This is a genomic window from Arthrobacter sp. HMWF013 (genome assembly GCF_003061105.1).
Taxonomy (GTDB): Bacteria; Actinomycetota; Actinomycetes; order Actinomycetales; family Micrococcaceae; genus Arthrobacter.
In genome coordinates, this window is the sequence record NZ_QAIQ01000325.1 from 1 (window position 1) to 21,079 (window position 21,079).

The 21,079-nt window shown below is 64.8% G+C and carries 16 protein-coding genes; 7 read left to right on the forward strand and 9 right to left on the reverse strand.

The features are described from left to right. Positions 1 to 58: 58 nt before the first annotated feature. On the reverse strand, positions 59 to 1,312 hold the full coding sequence (locus DBR22_RS12225; RefSeq protein ID WP_108599236.1) for a D-arabinono-1,4-lactone oxidase: 1,254 nt from the start codon (positions 1,310 to 1,312) through the stop codon (positions 59 to 61). A gap of 106 nt (positions 1,313 to 1,418) precedes the next feature. Between DBR22_RS12225 and DBR22_RS12230 the strand changes: the two genes are divergently transcribed. Then, a complete protein-coding gene (locus DBR22_RS12230) occupies positions 1,419 to 2,732 on the forward strand; it encodes a glycoside hydrolase family 27 protein (RefSeq protein ID WP_108599237.1) in 1,314 nt (437 codons plus the stop codon). Between the two features lie 3 nt (positions 2,733 to 2,735). Here the strand turns inward: DBR22_RS12230 and DBR22_RS12235 are convergent, their stop codons facing one another. Both DBR22_RS12235 and DBR22_RS12240 read right to left on the reverse strand, forming a co-directional pair. Next, positions 2,736 to 5,039 carry a beta-L-arabinofuranosidase domain-containing protein gene (locus tag DBR22_RS12235; RefSeq protein ID WP_108599238.1) on the reverse strand — a complete coding sequence of 768 codons (2,304 nt, stop codon included), beginning with the start codon at positions 5,037 to 5,039 and terminating at the stop codon, positions 2,736 to 2,738. Between the two features lie 59 nt (positions 5,040 to 5,098). Further along, a complete protein-coding gene (locus tag DBR22_RS12240) occupies positions 5,099 to 6,538 on the reverse strand; it encodes an arabinan endo-1,5-alpha-L-arabinosidase (protein WP_258229173.1) in 1,440 nt (479 codons plus the stop codon). A 322-nt stretch (positions 6,539 to 6,860) separates the two neighbouring features. Here DBR22_RS12240 and DBR22_RS12245 point away from each other — a divergent pair, with 322 nt between their 5' ends. The 6 genes from DBR22_RS12245 (at position 6,861) to arfA (ending at position 13,735) form a co-directional block, all read left to right on the forward strand. After that, entirely contained in the window at positions 6,861 to 8,192 is a 1,332-nt protein-coding gene (locus DBR22_RS12245; protein WP_108599239.1) for an ABC transporter substrate-binding protein, read from the forward strand. Between the two features lie 16 nt (positions 8,193 to 8,208). Further along, entirely contained in the window at positions 8,209 to 9,114 is a 906-nt protein-coding gene (locus tag DBR22_RS12250) for a carbohydrate ABC transporter permease (protein WP_108599255.1), read from the forward strand. A gap of 11 nt (positions 9,115 to 9,125) precedes the next feature. After that, positions 9,126 to 10,079, forward strand: coding sequence for a carbohydrate ABC transporter permease (locus tag DBR22_RS12255; RefSeq protein ID WP_108599240.1), 954 nt, complete (start codon positions 9,126 to 9,128; stop codon positions 10,077 to 10,079). A 2-nt stretch (positions 10,080 to 10,081) separates the two neighbouring features. Then, on the forward strand, positions 10,082 to 11,449 hold the full coding sequence (locus tag DBR22_RS12260) for an arabinan endo-1,5-alpha-L-arabinosidase (RefSeq protein WP_108599241.1): 1,368 nt from the start codon (positions 10,082 to 10,084) through the stop codon (positions 11,447 to 11,449). Beyond that, positions 11,446 to 12,111, forward strand: coding sequence for a YesL family protein (locus DBR22_RS12265; protein ID WP_108599242.1), 666 nt, complete (start codon positions 11,446 to 11,448; stop codon positions 12,109 to 12,111). The genes DBR22_RS12260 and DBR22_RS12265 overlap by 4 nt, the downstream gene beginning before the upstream one ends. A gap of 73 nt (positions 12,112 to 12,184) precedes the next feature. Beyond that, positions 12,185 to 13,735, forward strand: a complete 1,551-nt coding sequence (arfA, locus tag DBR22_RS12270) for an arabinosylfuranosidase ArfA (protein ID WP_375134957.1) — start codon at positions 12,185 to 12,187, stop codon at positions 13,733 to 13,735. 109 nt (positions 13,736 to 13,844) lie between these two features. Here arfA and DBR22_RS12275 read toward each other — a convergent pair whose 3' ends face one another. The 6 genes from DBR22_RS12275 to DBR22_RS12300 form a co-directional block, all read right to left on the reverse strand. Next, positions 13,845 to 15,275, reverse strand: coding sequence for a glycoside hydrolase family 32 protein (locus DBR22_RS12275; RefSeq protein ID WP_108599243.1), 1,431 nt, complete (start codon positions 15,273 to 15,275; stop codon positions 13,845 to 13,847). Between the two features lie 239 nt (positions 15,276 to 15,514). After that, positions 15,515 to 17,071, reverse strand: coding sequence for a glycoside hydrolase family 32 protein (locus tag DBR22_RS12280; RefSeq protein WP_108599244.1), 1,557 nt, complete (start codon positions 17,069 to 17,071; stop codon positions 15,515 to 15,517). Continuing rightward, positions 17,068 to 18,153 carry an ATP-binding cassette domain-containing protein gene (locus tag DBR22_RS12285; protein ID WP_108599245.1) on the reverse strand — a complete coding sequence of 362 codons (1,086 nt, stop codon included), beginning with the start codon at positions 18,151 to 18,153 and terminating at the stop codon, positions 17,068 to 17,070. Before DBR22_RS12285 ends, DBR22_RS12280 begins: the two co-directional genes overlap by 4 nt. Further along, entirely contained in the window at positions 18,150 to 19,112 is a 963-nt protein-coding gene (locus tag DBR22_RS12290) for an ABC transporter ATP-binding protein (protein WP_108599246.1), read from the reverse strand. The genes DBR22_RS12285 and DBR22_RS12290 overlap by 4 nt, the downstream gene beginning before the upstream one ends. Then, positions 19,109 to 20,047 carry an ABC transporter permease gene (locus tag DBR22_RS12295; RefSeq protein ID WP_108599247.1) on the reverse strand — a complete coding sequence of 313 codons (939 nt, stop codon included), beginning with the start codon at positions 20,045 to 20,047 and terminating at the stop codon, positions 19,109 to 19,111. Before DBR22_RS12295 ends, DBR22_RS12290 begins: the two co-directional genes overlap by 4 nt. 11 nt (positions 20,048 to 20,058) lie before the next feature. Continuing rightward, complete coding sequence (locus DBR22_RS12300) at positions 20,059 to 21,036, reverse strand: ABC transporter permease (RefSeq protein WP_108599248.1); 978 nt, start codon at positions 21,034 to 21,036, stop codon at positions 20,059 to 20,061. Between the last annotated feature and the right edge of the window lie 43 nt (positions 21,037 to 21,079).

The window sequence follows — 21,079 nt, forward strand, 5'->3', positions numbered from 1 at the left end:
GAAGCCTTCGCCGTCGCCCGCAACTCCGCCGAATCCGGCAAAGTCCTGCTGAGCTTCGCTACGGCGCCGCTGTCCTGACACCCAGGATGCTGTCCAGCAGGCCGTTGCGGAACTTGCCTTCCGGATCGTGCCTGGACACCAGTGTGCGGAAATCCGCGAACCGCGGGTACAGCTGGTCCCAATCATGGCCGGACGGGGTGAACAGCTTGCCCCAGTGCGGCCTGGCGCCGAAGGGTTGCAGCAGCTCCTCCAGCTCGGGCAGGAGCGCTTCCACGTGGGCCTGGAGCGGCTTCCAGGTGAAGTGCAGAGCCACGCTCTGCTGCCGGTAGAACGGGCTGAGCCAGAATTCGTCGGCGGCGCCCGTCCGGATTTCAGACACAAACAGCAGGGGAGCCAGCTTGTCCGCCAAGCCGCGGACGGCCTGCAGGGCAGCCGGCGCGTGCTCCAGCGGCAGGATGAATTCGCTCTGGAGTTCTTCGCCGTTGCTGGGGGTGAACTCGTGGCGGAAGTGCGGCAGGCGGTCCAGCCAGGGGCCAGGCTCGTCGAACTGCGGCGTGCAGTTTTCCGCTGACATGTCCGGCAGCGGATGCCGGGATTGGGTCGCGGCGGTGGCCCCGAACGTGTCAACAAGCGCTGGCTCGGAATCGAGGGCCTTCAGCCACACCTGGCTGATGGATTCGCCGGCGTAGTCAGTGAACAGGCTGACACTGTAGGCGCTGGAAACCAGCGTGTTGAAATCTGCCAGTGCCCTGTCCCAGGGAAGGTTCTCCAGGACGCGCTGGCGCATCCGGAAGCTCGGCCATACCGAGAGTTCAAGGCCTGTCACGATGCCCAGTGCGCCGAGGGCCACCACACTGCCCAGGAATTCGTCGCCGTCGTCACGCGAAAGGGTTGCCAGCTCACCGGACGGGCGGACCAGATCGATGCTTTGGACAGCCCCGGCAAGGGAAGGGTTGTCCACGCCGGAACCGTGTGTTCCCGTCTGGACGGCACCGGCCACGGAGATATGCGGGAGTGAGGCCAGGTTGTGGATGGCCACGCCGGACTGTTCAAGGCTGCGGCACAACTCGCCGTAGCTCACACCACCGCTGACTTTGACGCGTCGGCGCGCTGAGTCCAGTTCAATGGTCCGGGGCAGGGCGTCGAGCAGGATGTGCGTGCCGTCGGTATCGCCCACCCGGTTGAACGAGTGCCGCGAGCCCAGGGCCTTGACGCGGCCTGCACCGGCAACCACCTCGGCAAGCTCAGCCACGGAGCCCGGCCGGCGGACGTCCGCTGATGAGTATTCGAGGTTTCCTGCCCAGTTCTTCATTGAATCGACTCTCCGCTGATGGGTTTCCCTTCGTCAACTGTGAGCGCTAACAAGAAGGCTGTCAAGCGGGTGGCGGCATGTCATTACATCGTTGTAAATTGAGTTCATGACACTTGCGATGACCCCGCCCATGGGCTGGAACAGCTGGGACTGCTACGGCACCACCGTCACGGAGGACGAGGTGCTGGCCAATGCTGCGTTTATGGCCCGGCACCTGCTGCCGTTCGGATGGGACACCGTGGTGGTGGACATCCAGTGGTATGAACCCGCGGCCCGTGCCGGCGGGTACAACGACGGAGCTGAGCTGGAACTGGACGGGTTCGGCAGGCAACTGCCTGCCGCAAACCGCTTTCCCTCTGCCGCGGGCGGTGCAGGTTTCAAGCCTCTGGCCGACCGCATCCATGAAATGGGACTCAAGTTCGGCCTGCACATCATGCGCGGCATTCCCCGGCAGGCCGTGAGGGACCGGCTGCCCGTAGAGGGAACCGCCTGCACGGCGGACGAGGTAGCGGACGTGTCCTCGCTCTGCGAATGGAACGCGGACAACTACGGCCTGAACCTCCAGCATCCGGGCTCCCAGGCGTACTACGACTCCCAGCTTCGCCAGTTTGCCGCGTGGGGCGTCGACTTCGTGAAGGCGGACGACATGCTGGGCCCCTACTTCGCCGCCGAGATTGACGCCTACCGGCAGGCGATTTCCCGTAGCGGCCGTGACATGGTGCTGAGCCTCTCACCCGGCAGGGCGCTTTCCCTGTCCCGGCTGGACCATCTGCGCAGTACCGCGCAGATGTGGCGCGTATCGGACGATCTCTGGGATGTGTGGGAGGACGTCGAGGCGCAGTTCGGCAGGATGGCGCGCTGGGCTCCCCATCAGCGGCCCGGAGCCTGGGCGGACGCCGACATGCTTCCCGTGGGCAGGATCGCGCTGCGTGCCGAGCGCGGGAGTGAGCGGCTCAGCCGGCTGACCCTGGACGAACAGCGGACCATGCTGACGCTGTGGTGCATCTCCCGCTCCCCGCTGATGCTCGGGTGCGACCTGCCGTCATCGCCGCCGGAAACCCTTGCCCTGCTGACCAACACGGACCTTCTGGAGGTGCACCACGCCAGCGTCAACAACCGGGAACTGCTGCGCGACGGGGACCTGGTGCTGTGGGCAGCGGAAAGCCCGACGTCGGACCGCCGCTTTGTGGCTGTCTTCAACACCGGGCGTGAAGAGTTGATCCGGAAGATACCGTTGGCTGACCTCGGCCTCACCGACGACGATCGTTCGGACAGGCTGAAGTGGCGGGCCCGGGAGGCCTGGAGCGGCAAGGACGCCGTTATCAGCACGCTCACGGGACCGCCGGCTGCGCACGTCAGGGTCCCGGGCCACGGCGCCGCGTTCTTCCGCTTCACGCGGAGTGCTGACCCCGTAGCTTGAGGCTCAGGAACCGGTGGTGGCGAGCAGCTCCACCGACAGCAGATCGCCGGTGCTGAGCCCGGGCAGCGCCTCGACGGTGAAGACCAGGCCGCCGTCGGGTGAGCCGTCCCGATGAGCGTCGGTGACAGCGAAATCGGTAACACGCCGGCCGCCGTCGTGGTCGTCACGGACCGGCGCACCAAGCGGGTTTCCATTGAGCCGCAGTTCGTGGCCCCGCCCTTCCAACGCCCGGAAACGCACGCGCAGGAGGGCTGCGCGGCGGTCCGGGTCCGCAAGGCGGTAGGAGAACCAGCCGCGCGCGTTCCGCCAGTGGATACCGTCGCTGCCGCCGGCACGGCTGCCGTCGCCGGCGAAACCGTGATCAGCCTCCGGCTGTTGCTCGCCGGCCGTCACACCATCCACCACGCGGCCCTCAAGGGCGGCTGCCCGGTCCATTTCACGCAGTTCATGGCTGCGTGAAGTGGGCTCGCCGGCGGGCCAGTACACCGTGTACCGCTCGTCATGGATGCCGTAGAACGGCTCCAGCACAACCGTGGCGGCGTCCCCATCGGAATCAACAACGGCCAGTTCAGCCGTCAAAGTGCCACCTTGCCCGCGGCGGATCGATCCGACGTCGGCCACTACTGGCGTGTCTGCCAGCGGCAGCAAGGCGCCGGACGCCACGTGGCCCATCCGTTCATCTGCGGCTTCGAAGCCGGGGATACCTTCGGAACCCATCCGGGCCGCCAGCACCAACGGTCCGTAGAGGAATGAAACCCACGGCGAGTTATCGGGCAGCCGCTCCGATCGAAAGCCGGGCGTCAGCCGGATCCGGACCACCGACGCGCCCCGCCAGGTACGGCTGACGCTCACATAACCGCCACCGCCGGCAGAAGCGGCCTCGCCGTCGATTTCCATGGCGGCTGCCCAGTGCGGGCGGCGGAGCTGGATGGAGGCTGCAACCGGGGAGTCGGCGTCGACGAAAAGCGGGACGGCGTCGGACTGCGGAAAATCCGTCTCGAGCCGGACACGCAGGCCCCGGTCCCGCCAGTCAAGCGTTGAAGGGATATACAGGTTGACCAGCAGGTCCTCGCCCTTGCGGGCATAGATGAGTTCGCCGTAGCGGGCGTGGTTCTCCAGCCCGGATCCCACACAGCACCACATCGATTCCTGGGCGCGGGAATAGACGCGGTAATGCCGTGGGCGCATCGGAGTGAAGTACACCAGGCCGCCGTGGACGGGGTGCTGGGAGGACAGGATGTGGTTGTAGGTGGCGCGCTCGTAAAACTCGACGGCGGCAGGGTCGCCCGAGTCCTCAAACCGGAGCTTCGCCAGCTTCAGCATGTTGTAGGTGTTGCAGGTCTCCGGGCCCTGGGCATCCAGGACCATGGGCGTGAACTCGGACGCCGGATGAAAGTGTTCACGAACACTGTTGCCGCCGATGGAAACCGATCGTCGGTGGACCACCGAGTCCCAGAAGTTGTTGGCGGCGCGCGCATACTCCCGGTCACCGGTGGCAGCGGCGAGCCTGGCATAGCCCACCACCTTGGGGATCTGGGTGTTGGCGTGCAGTCCGTCCAGTTGATCGTCCCCGGCGGCCAGCGGCTCCAGGATACTGCGGTGGGAAAACCGGCGGGCCTCCTCGAGGTACGAGTGCCGGCCAGTGAGCCCGGCAAGGATGGCGAAGGCATCGTTCATGCCGCCGTATTCCGTCCGCAGAATCTCTTCGAAGGACGCGGCCGGAATGTTTGCCGAGACGTTCAGCCACCAGTCGGCCAGCCCGGAGGCAACGCGGAGGGCTTCCTGGGAACCTGCGCAAGTGTGGGCATCCAGGAGGCCCGCCAGTGTCTTGTGCAGGTTGTAAAGCGGAACCCACCGGCCGTTCAGCGTGAACAGGTCCGCGTCCACCACGCCGCCCGCAAGTTCATTCCCGAGCGCCCGGCCGCCGGGAACGCCGCCCACGTAGCCGCCGCCCCCGGCGTCCTGGCATTGGGCCAGAACCCCGACGACGGTGCGCACCTTCGTGTGCAACCGCGGATCCCCGGTGGCCGCGAAAAGCCGGGCGCAGGCGGAGAGGTAGTGGCCGCCGATGTGGCCTCCCATCCCGTCGGACTCCCAGCTTCCATAGGGCTCCGCCGGTGACTCCAGCCCGGCCTCCCGGAGGTAGGGCGCACACAGCCGCTCCGTGTCCAGGTCCAGGACGTAGCGGAGGGAGGTCTCCTGTGCGGCCTTGAAGACCCCCTCCCCAAGGCGGACATCCTCTAACGGAAACGGTGAAATGAGGCGGCGGGGTTTCGTGGGCGGAGGGTCAGTCCTGGCGCTGGTCATCGGGTACGGCTTCCTTGCTTGAGGGATGTTTGTGGCGGGCCGGCGGCGCTAACCCGGTGCTATTTTGCGGAAAGCGCGACGGCGTCCGTGACGGCGCTTCCGTGCGCGTTTTGGAACACTGCCCGTACCAGGAGCCCCGGCCGCCCATCGCCTATGGCGCCGGCGTCGAACGCTGAGCGGTAGGTGCCTTCATCCGTCAGCCGGGTGTGAGGCTGTGCTGCTGCCCTGCTCCAGGTGGCGCCGCCGTCGGACGACGTTTCCCAGACGGCAACCGGGCCGGGCGTTCCCGTGGCGGTGGCCGTGAACACGGCATTGCCAGGAGCTGCGGGCCTGGGCTGCTTCTGGATTTCAGGCAGCTCCACTGTCTGGTCGAAGGCCGGCCAGCCGTCCACCCAGTTAATCTTCTGCAGTCCAAGCGTGGGGAAGTACGGGATGTCCTGGTTGGAGCCGTCGTAGTAGTGGAACGCGAGGTAGTCGCCAAAGACGGACTGGCCACCGGGGCCGGTCATGGCGCCGTGGGAATCCAGGACCACGGAGCCGCCTCCGCCGAACATGTCCTTGCCGTCCTTGTCCAGATAAGGGCCCTTGACGGACGTGGAGCGTCCCACTGCCACCTTGTAGGTGGAGTCCTCGCCCCTGCAGCACGAGTCGAAGGAGACGAACAGGTAGTAATAGCCGCCGTGCCGCGTGATGTACGGAGCCTCAATGGGGTTGCCGGGCATAAAGCGGTCGGCGATGTTCACTGTTTTTGACTGCCAGTCCGCCACCGGCTTTCCGCTGGGCCACTCGAGGGGCACCAGGAAAATCCCGTACCAGAAGGAACCGATGGCCATGTAGGGGGTGCCATCGACATCCTCGACGATGCCGGCGTCGATCGCGTTGAACGTCTTGCCCGGGTTGTTCGGATCAAGCCCCGTCGCCGGTGAGGAGACCACCAGGCCCTGGTCAACCCACTCGTAGTCCGGATCGCTGGGGTCCAGGGTGGTGTTGGTTGCCAGTGCGGTCAGGGAATTGTTACCGCCAAAGCGCGACGCCGAGTAGTACAGGTAGTAGGTGCCGCCGTGTTCGGTGATTTCCGGCGCCCATAGATTGCCCGGCAGCCCGCCGTCGGCAAAGTGCGCATCGATCCAGGCCGGAATTTTGTCCCAGACGTTGCCTGCGTAGGCCCAGGTGGTCCCTTCGTCGTGGGAGGACCAGATCTGGATGGTGCCGCCGTTCTCGCGGTTAAGCAGCCCGGTGGAGTAGACGTACCAGGTTCCGTCCTCCGCCACAATCAGGGCGGGATCATGGATCGGGGAGGTCTGGCCCACGACGGTCTTTCCGCCAGGCAGGTCAGCCTGGAGCTTTTGCCCTGCGACCCTGCTGAGCTGGGTCTCTGGAGCAGGGGAGTGGCCGGCCTGCGGGCCCGCCACCGTCGGCAGTGCTACAGCGGTGAGGGCAATGCCGAGGGCTGCTGCCAAGCCTGCGGCGCGCAGAGCCCATGGACGTGACTTCATCATCACGTGGTCCTTCCGAAGAGGTTGGTGCGGGGTGGTTTGCCGACAGCCGGAGATGCATCCGCCGAAGGAGAAGTTGCAACGTTGTAAAGAAAATATGGCACGCCTCCCGCGGCCCGTCAAGGAAATCTGCTGCGCGGCTCAAAGTAATGGATCGCGGGCCCTTGACGATTGTTCATTGGCTGTGTGATTGTTTCTTACAACGTTGCAAAGAACCGCCTCGGATGCCGGACCGCTACCGCGGACCGTGGGGTGGGATATCAAACATCAAGTACCGCACCACCCCATAAACTTGCTTGCTCCACCCAACCGGAAGGACTGCGTGATGATGAAGTCACGTCCCATAGCCGCAACCCTGGCGTTTTTTACCGCCGCCGGCCTGATGCTCGGCGGATGCTCCGCCCCCACCGGTGGGGACACCGGGGAGAAGAAGCTGACTTTCATGTTCCGTGGAGGTGAAGACGAGAAGAAAGCCTACGAAAAGGCCGTTGAGCAGTTTGAAGCCGCCAACGGTGTGGACGTGGACATTATCGTCACCACGGCTGACCAATATGCCACCAAGCTGAAGGCTGCCATCGCCGGCAAGCAGGTTCCCGATGTCTTCTACATAGGCCCCGGCGATGTCCAGGCCTACGTGCAGAACGGGATCGTCAAGGACATCACGGAGTACGTGGAAGGCTCGGACACCATCGACCTGGAGAATATCTGGGAGTACGGCGTGGACAGCTACCGTTATGACGGAAAGCTGGTGGGCGAAGGCGCCATCTATGCGCTGCCCAAGGATGTGGGACCTTTCTCCTTCGGCTACAACAAGACCATGCTGGAGAAAGCCGGAATTCCCCTCCCGGACAAGGACAAGCCCTACACCTTCGAAGAATTCGTGGCCGCCGCCAAGAAGCTCACCGCGGACACCAACGGCGACGGCGCCCTGGACCAGTGGGGCACAGGCCTGAACGTCCAGTGGAACCTTCAGCCCTTCGTCTGGTCCAACGGCGGCGACTGGCTCAACGAGGACCGGACCAAAGTCACCGTTGACACCCCGGAATTCGCCGAATCACTGCAGTGGTTCGCGGACCTGCAGAATGTACACGGCGTGACGCCGTCGGTAGCCGAGGCACAGACCCTGGACACCTACCAGCGCTGGATGAAGGGTGAGATCGGCTTCTTCCCCATCGCACCCTGGGACCTCTCCACCTACCAGAAGCTGGGCTTCGAGTGGGACGTGATCCCTTACCCCGCCGGTGACACCGGCAAGACGGCCAGCTGGATCGGGAGCCTTGGCGTCGCTGTTTCCGAGAGCACCAAGTACCCCGAAGAGGCAGTAAAGCTCGTGGAATACCTCACCGCGAACAAGGAAGCCCAGCAGAGCCTCGTGGATGCGGGCATCCAGATTCCCAACCTGAAGGACATGGCTGAGACCTGGGCTGCCGATACCACCACCAAGCCTGCCAACAAGGCCGAATTCCTGGAAATCGTGAAGGACTACGGCCGGGCCCTGCCGGGCGGCAACACCTTCAACGCCGAGTGGTACGACGAACTGTTCACCAACATCCAGCCCGTCCTGGACGGCAAGCAGACCGCCGCCGACTACCTGAAGGAAGCACAGCCCAGGATGCAGGAATTCCTGGACGCCGCCAACCAGCAGGCCGGCAACTAGGGCTGTGATCACCGGTATGACGACCATTACGCGCCCGCGACGCTCGCGGCTCCACCGGAAGGAACACCTGGCCGCGCTGCTCTTCGTTGCCATACCGGTGATCGGGTTCCTCCTCTTCACGCTGTTCCCGCTTTTGTTCTCCGTGTACGCGTCCTTCACCAACTGGAACGGCATCTCGGCCCCTGTCTTCAAGGGCCTGGACAACTACACCAAGATGTTCGGCGACCGCTACTTCCTGAAGTCGCTCTGGAACACCCTGTTCATGATGATCGGCATCCCCATCGGCCTGGTCATCTCCCTGGCACTGGCGCTTGCCATGAACCGGAAGATGCGCGGAACAACCTTTTTCCGCACTGTCTACTACCTGCCCGTCATTTCCTCCATTGCCGCCGTCGCCATCCTGTGGCAGTGGGCCTTCAACGGCGACTTCGGCCTCATCAACCAGGGCCTGGCACTGGTGGGAATCGACGGTCCCAACTGGCTGCAGGACACCGCCACCGTGAAGCCTGCACTGATCATCATGGCCGTCTGGAAGGGCCTGGGGTATTCCATGCTCCTGTACCTGGCCGCCCTGCAGTCCGTGCCGCGGTACCTCTACGAGGCGGCCGCCCTCGACGGCGCCACCGCCTGGCAGCAGTTCCGGCACATCACCATCCCCATGGTCGCGCCGGTCACCTTTTTCCTCATTGTCACGTCCATCATCGGCGGCTCGCAGATCTTCGTGGAGATCAACATCATGACCCCCACCGGCGGACCCGAGTTCGAATCGGCGTCCATCGTCTGGTACATCTGGCAGAAAGCGTTCGACAACCTGCAGATGGGCTACGCCTCGGCCATGTCGGTTGTCCTCGGGCTGCTGGTGTTCATCATTACCTTCATCCAGTTCCGGCTCAACCGCCGCAACCAGTTTTCGATCGATTGAGGCAGGCAGTCATGTCCGCACAGAACGTCATCACCACCCCTCCGCTGGAACCCACGCAGGAAATCCCGGGCGGTACCAACGGCGCAGGCACGTCCGGCCCGCGCCCGGCAGCCAAGAACCGGCGCTCCGGCAAAGACACACTCCGCCTGGGCAACATCCTGACCACCCTCGTCCTCAGCCTGGGCGCGGTCATCATGATCGCGCCGCTGGCCTGGACCTTCTCCACGTCGCTCAAGACCAAGGACGGTGTCTTCGAGCTGCCGCCGCAGTGGATTCCGGATCCGTTCGTGTGGGAGAACTACGCCCGGATCTGGACGGCCGGGCCGCTCCTGACCGGCATCCAGAACAGCCTGATCGTGGCCTGCTCCGTGACCATCATCGGCTCGCTGACTTCGGCACTGGCAGCCTTCGCGTTTGCCAAGATGCGGATGCCGTTCAAGAACGTCCTGTTCCTGGGGCTCCTGTCCGGCCTGATGATCCCGTTCCCCACGCTGATGATTCCGCAGTTCACCATCTTCGCCGGCATCGGCTGGGTGGATACCCTGCTGCCGCTGATTGTGCCCGGGCTGTTCGGCAACATCATCATGATCTTCTTCCTGCGCCAGTTCCTGAACAGCATTCCGGACTCCATTGTTGAAGCGGCGCGGATCGACGGCGCCTCCTACCTGCAGATCTTCTGGGCACTCATCATGCCGGCCATCCGTCCGGCGCTGGCCGCCCAGTTCATCCTCTGGTTCATGGCGGTCTGGAACGACTACCTGGCGCCCATCATCTACCTGAACTCGCCGGGCACCCAGACCCTCCAGCTGGTGATTGCCAACTTCAACGCCCAGTACGCCATCCAGACTGATTACCCGCTGATCATGGCCGCCTCGTTTGTGGCACTGCTGCCGGTGCTGATCGTGTTCATTGTCTTCCAGCGCCAGATCATCGAATCCATCGCGCTCTCCGGATCAAAGGGTTGAGCATGACCACTGCAGATATCAGCACCGTGGAGGAGTTGCTTCCCCTGCCGGGCACGGACACGGACACGGGTGATCCTTCCGCCTGGGGGTTGCGGCACGCCCACGACCCCACCGTTGTCCGCGACGGCGACGGCACCTACTACATGTTCTCCACCGATGCGGTGGCCAATGCCCAGCACGTTCCTGCCGGAGTCCACATCAGGACCTCGCCGGACCTGGTGGACTGGACCTACGCAGGGACAGCGTTCGACGGCGTGCCGTCACCTGCCGCGGACTGGTCCGGGGCGCGGGGATTGTGGGCGCCCGAGGTGGTGCGCTGGCCCGCTGGAGGTTGGCACATGTACTACTCGGCGTCCACGTTCGGCTCCAACACCTCGGCAATCGGCCTGGCCGTGGCGCAATCACCTGCGGGGCCGTGGGAGGACCGCGGACCCGTTGTGGCCACCCGTTCCGGAGAGCATTCCCAGAACGCCATCGATGCCGCAGTGGTTTTCGATGCGGCTGGTGCGCCGTGGCTAACCTACGGGTCCTTCTTCTCCGGCATCCACATCCTGCCCCTGGACGGTGCCACCGGGGAGCCACTGGAGCCAGGGGATCCCGGAACCTGCATTGCCCGCCGGTCACAGTCCGTGGAAGGCGCGGTGGAGGGCGCCTACATCCTCTACCGTCCGGAAGAGGACCGCTACGTCCTCTTCACCTCCTACGACTCGCTCTTCAGCACGTACAACGTCCGGGTGGCCGTAGCGGATCGCATCACCGGCCCGTACCGCGATGCCCGCGGCCATTCCCTGACTGACCTGGACGCCCCGCCGTCGTCGATCGGCACCAAGGTGCTGGGCAGTTACCAGTTCGACGGCGGCACCGGCTGGCTTGCCCCGGGGCACAATTCGGTCCTCACCCAGGACGGCCCCGAGGGCCAACCGGAGCACTTCTTGGTCCACCACACCAGGTTCGCCGCGGACCCCACCCAGCATGTTGCACAGCTGCGCCGTCTGTTCTTCAACGCAGCCGGCTGGCCCGTGGTCTCACCCCAGCCATATGCCGGGCGGGGGAGCGAAGTCCTGGCCGGGCCGGAGGCCGTGGCCGGAACATGGCAGCTGCTCCGCTTCGATCCTGAGTCCACTGCGCTGGTGCCGGCTGTCGCCGGGGAGCTCCAGTCCGTTGGCCCTGGACCCGAGGTATCCGATGGATCGCCGGTCCAGGCCACGTTGCGCATTGCGGGAGCCCAGGACGGATCCGGGGCTGCAATCGAGCTCGATGCGCTGCTGTTCGGCTCCTGGGACTGGGCGCGGAGCCGGCCGGCGCTCTCCTTCAGCGGGATCGACCGGCAGGGTGTGGCCTGGAGCGGGACCAAGGAGGTGCAGGCGTGAGTGACTCGTCATTGGGCTGGGCCGGACGCCTGATGGACTGGCTCCGCTTCCTGACCCGGCTGGTCCTCGTCAACGTGCTGTTTGTGGCGGGAACCCTGGCGGGCCTGGGGATCCTGGGCTTATTTCCGGCCGCCGTTGCGGCCACCACGGTCCTCGCCAGGCTGCGCGGCGGCTCTGCCGGGGACCACGTGGTCCGGGATTTCATCACGGCCTACCGCTTCCAGTTCCGGCACGCCAACCGGGTGGGGAGCCTCTTCTGGCTCGCCGGCGTGGTGCTTCTCCTCAACTTCGAGGTTTTGCTGGGGCCGGCCGGGACACCTATGGCTCCGGCCGGGCATGCAGTGCTGCTTGTCCTCACCATCGTTGCCGCGGCGGGTACAGCCACCGCGGCCGCGACGGCCGTGACGCTCTGCAGCCGGTACCGGGACTCGGTCACCAGCACGTGGCGGACCGCGTTTATGCTCCCGCTTGTCTCACCCGCCATGAGCTTTTCCCTGCTGGTAACCATCGTGGCGGCAGTCGTCGTCTTCTCCGGGGCCGGGGTCCTGGTACCCCTCGTGGGTGCTTCCGTGCCCTTGCTGCTCGCCGGCTGGCTGGTGGGGCGTCGGCTTGCCCGGCTGGAAGCCTCCGGACCTGGACATGAGGCCCTTTCGCCTGCCTGAAGCCGCTCCTTACCCCTTCGATAGTTTTGACCATTCACTTCTCTGCAACGTTATACAGAACAGGACATGAACCGTGACCATCACCTCCGCTGCTGCTGACCAGACCGACTTGGCTGTTGTGGCACCCACTCTCATCACCATCGACCGGTCCGCCGTTGTGGCCCCCGTCAGCCGGCGGATCTTCGGCTCTTTCGTGGAACACCTCGGACGCTGCGTCTACGACGGGATCTACGAGCCCGGCCACCCGACGGCCAACGAGGACGGGTTCCGGCTGGACGTCATCGAACTGGTCAAGGAACTCGGCTCCAGCACCATCCGCTACCCGGGCGGCAACTTCGTTTCCGGTTACCGGTGGGAAGACGGCGTGGGCCCCCGCGAGAAGCGTCCCGTCCGCCGCGACCTCGCCTGGCACTCGCTCGAGTCCAACCAGGTGGGGCTGGAAGAGTTCGCGCGCTGGTGCAAGCTCACCGGCTCCGAGCTGATGATGGCCGTCAACCTCGGCACCCGGGGCATCGAAGCGGCCCTTGACCTGCTCGAATACGCCAACCACCCCTCCGGCACCACGCTGAGCGAGCAGCGCATCGCGAACGGCGCCAAGGACCCGTACAACATCCGCATGTGGTGCCTGGGCAATGAGATGGACGGCCCGTGGCAGATCGGCCACATGTCCGCGGAAGACTACGGCAAGATCGCCGCACGCACTGCCTCCGCGATGAAGACGGCGGACAAGGACCTGGAGCTGGTGGTGTGCGGCTCGTCCGGGTCCTCGATGCCCACGTTCGGCGAGTGGGAGCGGGTGGTCCTGGAGCAGAGCTACGACTACGTGGACTACATCTCCTGCCACGCCTACTACCAGGAGCGCAACGGCGACCTCGGCTCCTACCTCGCATCGTCGCTGGACATGCAGTACTTCATCGAGACGGTGGTGGCCACCGCAGACCACGTCAAGCACAAGCTCAAGAGCAAGAAGACCATCCAGCTCTCCTTCGACGAGTGGAACATCTGGTACCTGGATGAGCACCAGGCCTCCGACGAGGTCAACGAGGAATGGACCCACGCGCCGCGCCAGCTGGAGGACACCTACTCCGTGGCGGACGCCGTGGTGTTCGGCAACCTGCTGATCACGCTGCTGAAGAACCATGACCGCGTCGCGGCCGCCTCCCTCGCCCAGCTGGTCAATGTCATCGCGCCGATCATGACCGAACCGGGCGGCGACACCTGGCGCCAGACCACGTTCTTCCCGTTCTCGGTGACGTCCCGGCTGGCCAAGGGGGAGGTGCTTCGTCCCCGGATCGACGCGGGCACCTACTCAACGGCGGTCTACGGGGATGCCCCACTGGTGGACGCTGTGGCAACCGCCGACGCAGCCACCGGCGAATCCGCCCTCTTCCTCGTGAACCGCAGCCAGACCGAATCGATCGACGTCACCGTCAACGTCTCGGACCTCAACGCCACGGTGGTCACCGAAGCCGTGACCCTGCACGATGCGGACGTCTACGCCAAGAACACGCTCCAGGACCAGAACCGGGTGGGCCTGAAACAACTCGACGGCGCGGTCCTGGAGGAGGGTACGCTCACGGTGACCCTGCCGCCCGTGTCCTGGTCCGCCGTCGCGCTTGGCTGATCTGCGCTTCCGGCTCAAGGGCACCGTGATCCGGGCAGCAGCTTCACTCCTGCGCTGCGGAGATGATCTTCTATCGCTGTTCCCCATCTCTGTCACTCGGGGAAGGTGATCATCGGGGGTGCGTTGCTTTGATTTCGCGAAGGGTCAGGTTCCCGAAGGTGGCGGCTCCTTCATGCGCGTAAAGGCGGATTCCGTTGTCGCCTGCAAGGGGGAATACGCGGTGCGAGTGCACCACCCGTCCGTCTCCGACGAACATCTCCACGCTCGTGAGGTCCACGAGGATGCGGAGGGTGAGCCGTCCTGTCGAGGGGTCGATCGGAGTCTTGGTCTCGCCGCCGGTTGGGTTGATGGTGGGACGCCTGTTGAGGTAGGCGAAGGGACCTCGCAGGAATGCACCGGCGGCGACATGCCGGCCGCCACCCTCTGCACGGCATACTTCCAGACCCACGTTGGCGGGTGGGGAGGCGGGGTCCCATACAAGCTCGCAGGTGAGGTCATAAGCGGGTGAGCGGACGTCGAGGTCGCGGGTTCCCGTTACAGCGATGTCGCCCAGGAGGTGGGTGCGCTTGACATGATTTTCCAGCGCCGACGTGGGGGCGGAGACGAGGTGGTACCCACCGTCCGCCTTTTTGAGGCGGACGTCGCGCACGATCATGTCATCGCCGTTGTAGGCGTCGGTCTCGAGGGTCGGCGTGTTGTGGGGGTAATCCCAGAAGTTCGCCCACCCGATTGCCCGGCGGAGGGTCTCATCTTCCGCACCCGAGGGGTCGTGATGTGGATAGGTGACTGCTCCGTAAAAGTCATAGCCATAGTCCAGCCATTCGGGTTCGGGCTGATCAGGCGTGAACGATGTGCCGTCGAAGGCGCCGGTCCAGTACGCGTAGGTTGCGGGCAGGCCGCGGCTTTTGCCGTTGGCACTCGTGCCGAGGATCCAATGGGAGCTGCCGTCGTCAGCGGTCATGCGGAAGATATCAGGGCATTCCAGCACGCCCAGGTCGGTGCGTACGAACTCGCCGACGCGCTGCCAGGATCGCAGGTCGGCGGAAACGTAGAAGCCGAGCTTCTGCCCCTCGGCGTTCGCCATGAACCACCGCCCGCGGTCAGCGTCCCAGATCACTTTGGGATCGCGGAAGTCATGCACTCCGGGGTTCGGCAGTACCGGTTCCGTACCGGCGGCCTGGAACGAGCGTCCGCGGTCGGTCGAGTACCAGAGGTACTGGGCCTGGCGGCCCTCGGGCGCCTGCGTCACGAGGGCGATCACCGTACCCTCGCCATATCCTGCGGTATTCCGCTCGTCGACCACAAGGCATCCTGACCAGCAGTCGCCGTTGGCGTTGCTGAACTTGGGGATGGCCACGCCGTGGTCAGTAAACACGACGTGATCCGTGGTGGTCGCGCGGCGCCATGACGTGCCTCCGCCGCCCTGCAGGTAATCAGCGTTGTACAGGTAGTAGTAGTGGTATTCCCCGTCCAGGTAAATGGGGCGCTGGGGGTCGTTCTTCCAGTTGTCCGGGACGCTGAAGTGACAGGCCGGGCGCATCCGGCGTGATCCTTGTGGATTTAAGCCGCTTGATGCCGGTTCAGGTGTCTTTGCCGGCACGGCTGCGGCGGATTCGGCGAACGCTGTTGAAAGTGCCAGCGATCCGCTGAGTGCAACCACCCCGCTTCCGGTAAGGAGTGAACGACGAGAGACCGCGGGTGAATCTTCCATGAGTTCCTTCTTCTTTCTGGGCAGCTTCGATGCTGCTTATGAGTGCGTTTTTGATGTCCTGCCCCGCGTCAGGGGAAAAGGGTCCGGGTACCCTCATGGATTTCGGCCATGGTCCAGGCATCGAGGGAGAGCATCTGCACCGTGCCTTCGGCGGCAAGGCTGACGCGTTCCCCACCCAGGGTGGGGTAGGCGCGGGCAGTGAGCGGGATTCCGTTTGCAAAAATTTCGACGGCGGATCGGTCGAGGATTACGCGCAGGTGGACCCGCCCTTCGGGCATGGGGACTGGTCCGGACTTGTCCTCCACGTCAACGGTTGGATCGAGGCTGCTTCGAGTGCGGTCCACGTGGAGCGCGCCATGGCCGGTGCCGTCAGTCGCCCTGCGCAGTTCGATGACCGTTTCCTCGGTGGGATTGTCGGAGTTGCTTCCCCCGGTGGAGCCCAGTACACCCAGCCGCAGCAGAGCGCCCGGAGCGAGTTGGAGGTCCAGTTCCAGGTCGAGTTGGTTCCCGGACACGCCGATGTCCAGGGGGACCAGGGCACCGGTCAAGACCTGTCCCGGCAGGCGGGTGTGTTCACGGCGCAGCTTGTTGATTTCGGGTACGGGCGCGAACCGGAGAGTACCGTCGTCAGCCATCGTGACGAGTCGCGGCAGGCTCATGACGCCCGACCAGCCGGCCTCCACCATCGCGGCATCACTGCGGCCTTCCTGCATCCAGCCGAACATGACACGCCGTCCGGCCTCATCCTGGAACGATTGCGGTGCATAGAAGAAACGGCCCCCGTAGTCCAGCCGGTGCAGCGCCGCGGGCTCGAAAGCATCCCCGGCGTATCGGCCGGTCCAGTACAGCGGGTGGCGCGTGTCGCCGTCGTCCCAGGCGGAGAAGACCAGCACATCCGGCGAGCCGTCAGAAGTCACAGACCCCAGCGAACCCTGACCCGCCCGGAACAGGTCCACACATTCCCACATGGTCCCCGTCCAGTCAGTGTCCGCAGGATCGCCCTGCGAGGCATCACCGATGAACAGCGGCCCGATGTAGTCCCACGACCGCAGATCAGAGGACTCGTACAGGAACGCCGTACCGCCGCGCTGGCGGATGCCTGAACCCACCAACTGCCGCCACTTCGTTCCTTCCCGCCATACGCAGTGATCGCGGTATGCGGTGGTGTCCACTCCAGCTGGCGGGGCTGCGATCACGGGATTTTCGGGGACCTTGGTCCAGCTCAGAAGGTCCGGTGATCCTACGGCGACGCAGGGCAATTCCTTGCCTTCGGACCGCCCTGAGTACACCAGGGTGGGCGTGCCGCCGTCATTGACCAGTACCCCCGACCAGCAGCCCTCGGCGTCGGGTCCTTCGGACGGCTCCAAGGCAATGGGCTTGTCCGTCCAGGTGACGAGGTCGGTGCTGGTGGCGTGACCCCACTGGATGCGGTGGTGGAAAGCGCCCTCCGGGTTGTACTGGTAGAAGAGGTGGTACGTGCCGTTCCACTGGCTGACGCCGTTGGGATCGTTGAGCCAACCGGCTGGTGACACAAAATGGAAGCGTGGCCGGAGGGGGTCGGCCTCGGCGCGGGCAACCAGCTCATCCTGTGGAATGGTGGCGAGCGGGTGGGTCAGTTCAGTCATGAGGAGGCCTTCATTTCAGTCCGTTCGGTGGCCAGGGCCGGTTCGCCCGCCAAGGCGTGGCCGTCGGCAGCAGCCCACGGCTTGTAGAGGTGGCAGCGCACCCAGTGGTGGTTTTCGGGGTCTCCAACCTGATGGCGCACGGGTTCTTCGGCCGAACAGGCCTGGTTCGGGTCGCCGTCGAAAGCGCAGTTCGTCGATGCCATGACCGCTTGGCGCAGTTCGGCCCGGCGGACAGGATCGTACGAGCCTGCCCGGGCGGGGTCCGGGACAGCCGAAACCAGGAGTTGCGTGTAGGGGTGCGCGGGGTTTGACAGCAGGTCCAGGGACTCGCCTTCCTCGACGATTTCACCGGCGAACATGACTGCCGTCCGGTCCGCGAGGTAGCGGGCGGACGCGAGGTCGTGGGTGATGTAGAGCATGGAAATGCCCTGCTCGTCGCGGAGCTTGCGCATCAGGTTCAGCACGCCGATCCGGACGGAAACATCCAGCATGGAGGTGGGCTCGTCGGCCAGGATGACTTGTGGTTCAACGGCGAGGGCCCGGGCGATCGCAACGCGTTGGCGCTGCCCGCCGGAGAGCTCGTGCGGATACGAGTTCAGCATGTCGGCCTGTAAGCCAACAGTGGTCATCAGCACTTCGAGCCGACGCTGGGTCTCCTCCTCGGAACCGCCACTCTTACCGTGGATCGCCAGCGAACGCCGCAGGAAATGCTCGATCCTGTGGGCCGGGTTCAAGGAACCGAAGGGGTCCTGGAAGACCATCTGCAGTTGGGATCGAAACGCACGGGACGCCTGGAAGCGATCGCGTTTGAGGATGTCGACGCCGTCGATCAGGATCGTGCCGGCGCCCGGCTTCTCGAGCCGGGCAACACAGCGGGCCAAGGTGCTCTTGCCGGAACCGGATTCTCCGACAAGCGCCACGATTTCACCGCGGCCAAGAGTCAGGTCGATGCCGTGCAAGGCGCGGACCGACTCGCGGGAGAACAGCCCGCCAATGGGGAATGACTTACCCAGGCCACGAATTTCCAGGGCGGGGGTGCTGGTGGTGGAACCAGCCAACGGGGACGCTAAGGAGTGGCTCATCGTGCGGCTCCTGCCAGGTTTGCGGAATCAACCACTGAAGCGTCGGCACCAACCGGAGCCACAAGATGGCCGGGTGCCGCCTCGCTGAGGTCGGGGATGTTTCGGAACTTCACGCCGTCGGGCAGGCCCGTCAGCGGAACCCGCGGGCCGGTGAGCGGCGGGAAGGCGCCCATCAGCGCCTGAGTGTAGGGGTGGAGGGGGTTGGCGTAGACGTCCTGGGCCTTCGCAGTCTCCACAATCCTGCCGCCGTACATCACGGCCATGCGGTGTGAGAGTTCCACCATGAGCGACATGTCGTGCGTGATGAAGAGGACGGAGAAGCCCAGCTCGCGCTGAAGTTCCTTGATCTGCGCCATGATCTCTTGCTGCACCACCACGTCCAGCGCCGTGGTGGGTTCGTCGAGGATCAGCAGCGACGGCTTGAGCGCCACGGCCATTGCAATCACAGCCCTTTGACGCATGCCGCCCGAGAGCTGGTGCGGATAGGACTTGAGGCGTGCGGGGTCGATCCTCACGAGTTCCAGCAGTTCGCCCGCGCGGCGCAGGGATTCCTTGCGCGAGTAGCCGGCATGGGTAGTGAAGATGTCGACGATCTGCTCGCCGATGGTCAGCACCGGATTAAGCGAGTTCATGGCTGACTGGAAGACCATGGCCACGTCCTGCCAGCGAAAGCGCCGCAACTCCTCCGGGCTCATGGCCAGGACGTCCTTGCCGCCGAAGGAAATGCTGCCGCCTGCGATCTTTGCGGGATCCTTCAGGAGCCGCATGATCGAGTTGGCGATGGTGGACTTTCCACAGCCGGACTCTCCCGCGAGGCCGAACACCTCACCGGTGCCGATGCCGAAGGAAACGCGGTCGACGGCGGTGGTGGAGCGGGTGTCGCCGATGTACTTGACGGTGAGGTCCTTGACGTCCAGGACGGCTTCGTGGGACCCGAAGGACACTTGGGAGATGGTCATTTCGTGGCGATCCTTTCGGTATCTTTCGGGGTTTTGATCTTCCGTAGCCGCGGGTTGGTGACCTCGTCCACGGCGTAGTTGATGAGGGCGAGGGCGAAGGCGACCAGCGCGATGCAAACGCCCGAGGGCACGAAAACCCACCAGCTGCCTGTGAGCAGGGCGCCTTCGTTGCCGGCCCAGAACAGATTGTTGCCCCACGAGACTGTGCTGACATCGCCCAGGCCCAGGAACTCCAGCCCCGCTTGGGCGCCGATGCCGTAGATCACGCAGGCGAGCAGGGTTCCCATGACGATCGAGGCCATGTTGGGCAGGATTTCGCGGAACATGATCCGGCCGGCCCCTTCGCCGGACACCACGGCCGCGGCCACAAAGTCCTTGGAGCGGATGGATAAAGCCTGTGAGCGCAGGACGCGTGCTGAGCCTGCCCAGCCGGTGACGACGAGGACAAGAATCACCGTGCCCAGGCCCGGGGGCAGGAACGCGGCCAAAATGACCAGGAGCGGCAGTCCGGGAAGGAGCAGGAAGACGTTCGTTACCAGGGACAGTGCTTCGTCGATGAACTTGCCGAAGTACGCGGAGGCAAGTCCCACCAGGATGCCGATGAAGGTGGACGCGAAGCCCACCGTCAGTCCAACGAACAGGGAACTCCGGGAGCCGTGGACCGTCAGCGCGAGCACGTCCTGTCCCTTGGCCGTAGTTCCCAGCCAGTGCTCTGGAGATGGTTCCAGCGAGGCCATGGCGGTGATCCGCGACGGGTCGCCGGGGAACAGCACCGGCGCCAGCAGGGCCAGTGCGATGAAGACGAGCATCACGGCCATGCCCGTCAGGGCCTTCTTGTTGCTGAGGAGGCCGTGGACGAAGCTGCGGTTGGGCTTGCGGGCAGCTGTGGTTTTGCCGGCCGCCTTGCCGGGCTGCTGCAGAATTACGGTTGTCATATTCGGTCCCTCTAGTTGCTGCGCACGCGCGGGTCGAGGCGGACGTAGAGGATGTCCACCAGGAAGTTCGCCAGCAGCACTGCGGCGGTAATGGTCAGGAACAGGCCCTGCATCAGGGGATAGTCGAGGCCTTGGACGGCGTTAAGGAGTTGGTAGCCGACGCCGGGGTAGGCGAACACCACCTCGGTCAGCAGCGCACCGCCCACCACGAATCCCAGGCCCATGCCGAAGCTCGTGACCGATGGGAGCATGGCGTTCCGTGCCGCGTAGCGGAGCATGATGCGGCTGGGACGGAGACCCTTGGCCTCGGCCATGGTGATGTAGTCCTCGGAATTGGTGGCGATCATCGTGTTGCGCATGCCCAGCATCCAGCCGCCGATGGAGACCAGTACGATCGTCAACGCCGGCAACACAAGGTGCGCTCCCACGTCCCCGATGAACTCCCAGGTGAACCCGGGCTCCAGGCCGGCCGTAAACGCGTGGCGGATCGGGAACCAACCCAGCACCACACCGAACAGGTACAGCGCACCCATCGCGAGCCAGAAGTAGGGGAACGAACCGATGAACACCAACACTGGGGGCAGGACCGAATCGACGGCGCCACCCCGCCGCCAAGCGGCGAGGATGCCCAGCAGATTACCCGCGACGGCGGCAATCACCAGTGCGGTTCCACCGAGCAGGAGGGTCCAGCCGATCTGGGACGAAATCACTTCGGTGACCGGGGTGGGGAAACGTGAGATGGAGACGCCCATCTGGCCGGTGAAGATGTTGTGAAGGTAGTCGATGTACTGCTCCCAGAGCGGCCGGTCGTCAACGCCGAGCAGCTTGCGCAGGGCCTCGATCTGTTCGGGCTGCATTCTGTCCTGGGAGCGGGCGAACATACGGGAGACGGGGTCCCCTGGCATGAAGCGCGGGAGCAGGAAATTCAGGGTAATGGATGCCCAGAAGGCGATCAGGTAGAAACCCAGGCGGCGCAGGATGAAGCGCACGGTTTCCCTCCATTCGGGAATTGCGGAAAGTTTGGGGGGGCTG

What these genes read in the sequence shown, in the direction of transcription:
- DBR22_RS12225 (WP_108599236.1), bottom strand. Translation starts at nt 1,312, where the DNA reads ATGAAGAACTGGGCAGGAAACCTCGAATACTCATCAGCGGACGTCCGC.
- DBR22_RS12230 (WP_108599237.1), top strand. Translation starts at nt 1,419, where the DNA reads ATGACACTTGCGATGACCCCGCCCATGGGCTGGAACAGCTGGGACTGC.
- DBR22_RS12235 (WP_108599238.1), bottom strand. Translation starts at nt 5,039, where the DNA reads ATGACCAGCGCCAGGACTGACCCTCCGCCCACGAAACCCCGCCGCCTC.
- DBR22_RS12240 (WP_258229173.1), bottom strand. Translation starts at nt 6,538, where the DNA reads ATGATGAAGTCACGTCCATGGGCTCTGCGCGCCGCAGGCTTGGCAGCA.
- DBR22_RS12245 (WP_108599239.1), top strand. Translation starts at nt 6,861, where the DNA reads ATGATGAAGTCACGTCCCATAGCCGCAACCCTGGCGTTTTTTACCGCC.
- DBR22_RS12250 (WP_108599255.1), top strand. Translation starts at nt 8,209, where the DNA reads ATGACGACCATTACGCGCCCGCGACGCTCGCGGCTCCACCGGAAGGAA.
- DBR22_RS12255 (WP_108599240.1), top strand. Translation starts at nt 9,126, where the DNA reads ATGTCCGCACAGAACGTCATCACCACCCCTCCGCTGGAACCCACGCAG.
- DBR22_RS12260 (WP_108599241.1), top strand. Translation starts at nt 10,082, where the DNA reads ATGACCACTGCAGATATCAGCACCGTGGAGGAGTTGCTTCCCCTGCCG.
- DBR22_RS12275 (WP_108599243.1), bottom strand. Translation starts at nt 15,275, where the DNA reads ATGCGCCCGGCCTGTCACTTCAGCGTCCCGGACAACTGGAAGAACGAC.
- DBR22_RS12280 (WP_108599244.1), bottom strand. Translation starts at nt 17,071, where the DNA reads ATGACTGAACTGACCCACCCGCTCGCCACCATTCCACAGGATGAGCTG.
- DBR22_RS12285 (WP_108599245.1), bottom strand. Translation starts at nt 18,153, where the DNA reads ATGAGCCACTCCTTAGCGTCCCCGTTGGCTGGTTCCACCACCAGCACC.
- DBR22_RS12290 (WP_108599246.1), bottom strand. Translation starts at nt 19,112, where the DNA reads ATGACCATCTCCCAAGTGTCCTTCGGGTCCCACGAAGCCGTCCTGGAC.
- DBR22_RS12295 (WP_108599247.1), bottom strand. Translation starts at nt 20,047, where the DNA reads ATGACAACCGTAATTCTGCAGCAGCCCGGCAAGGCGGCCGGCAAAACC.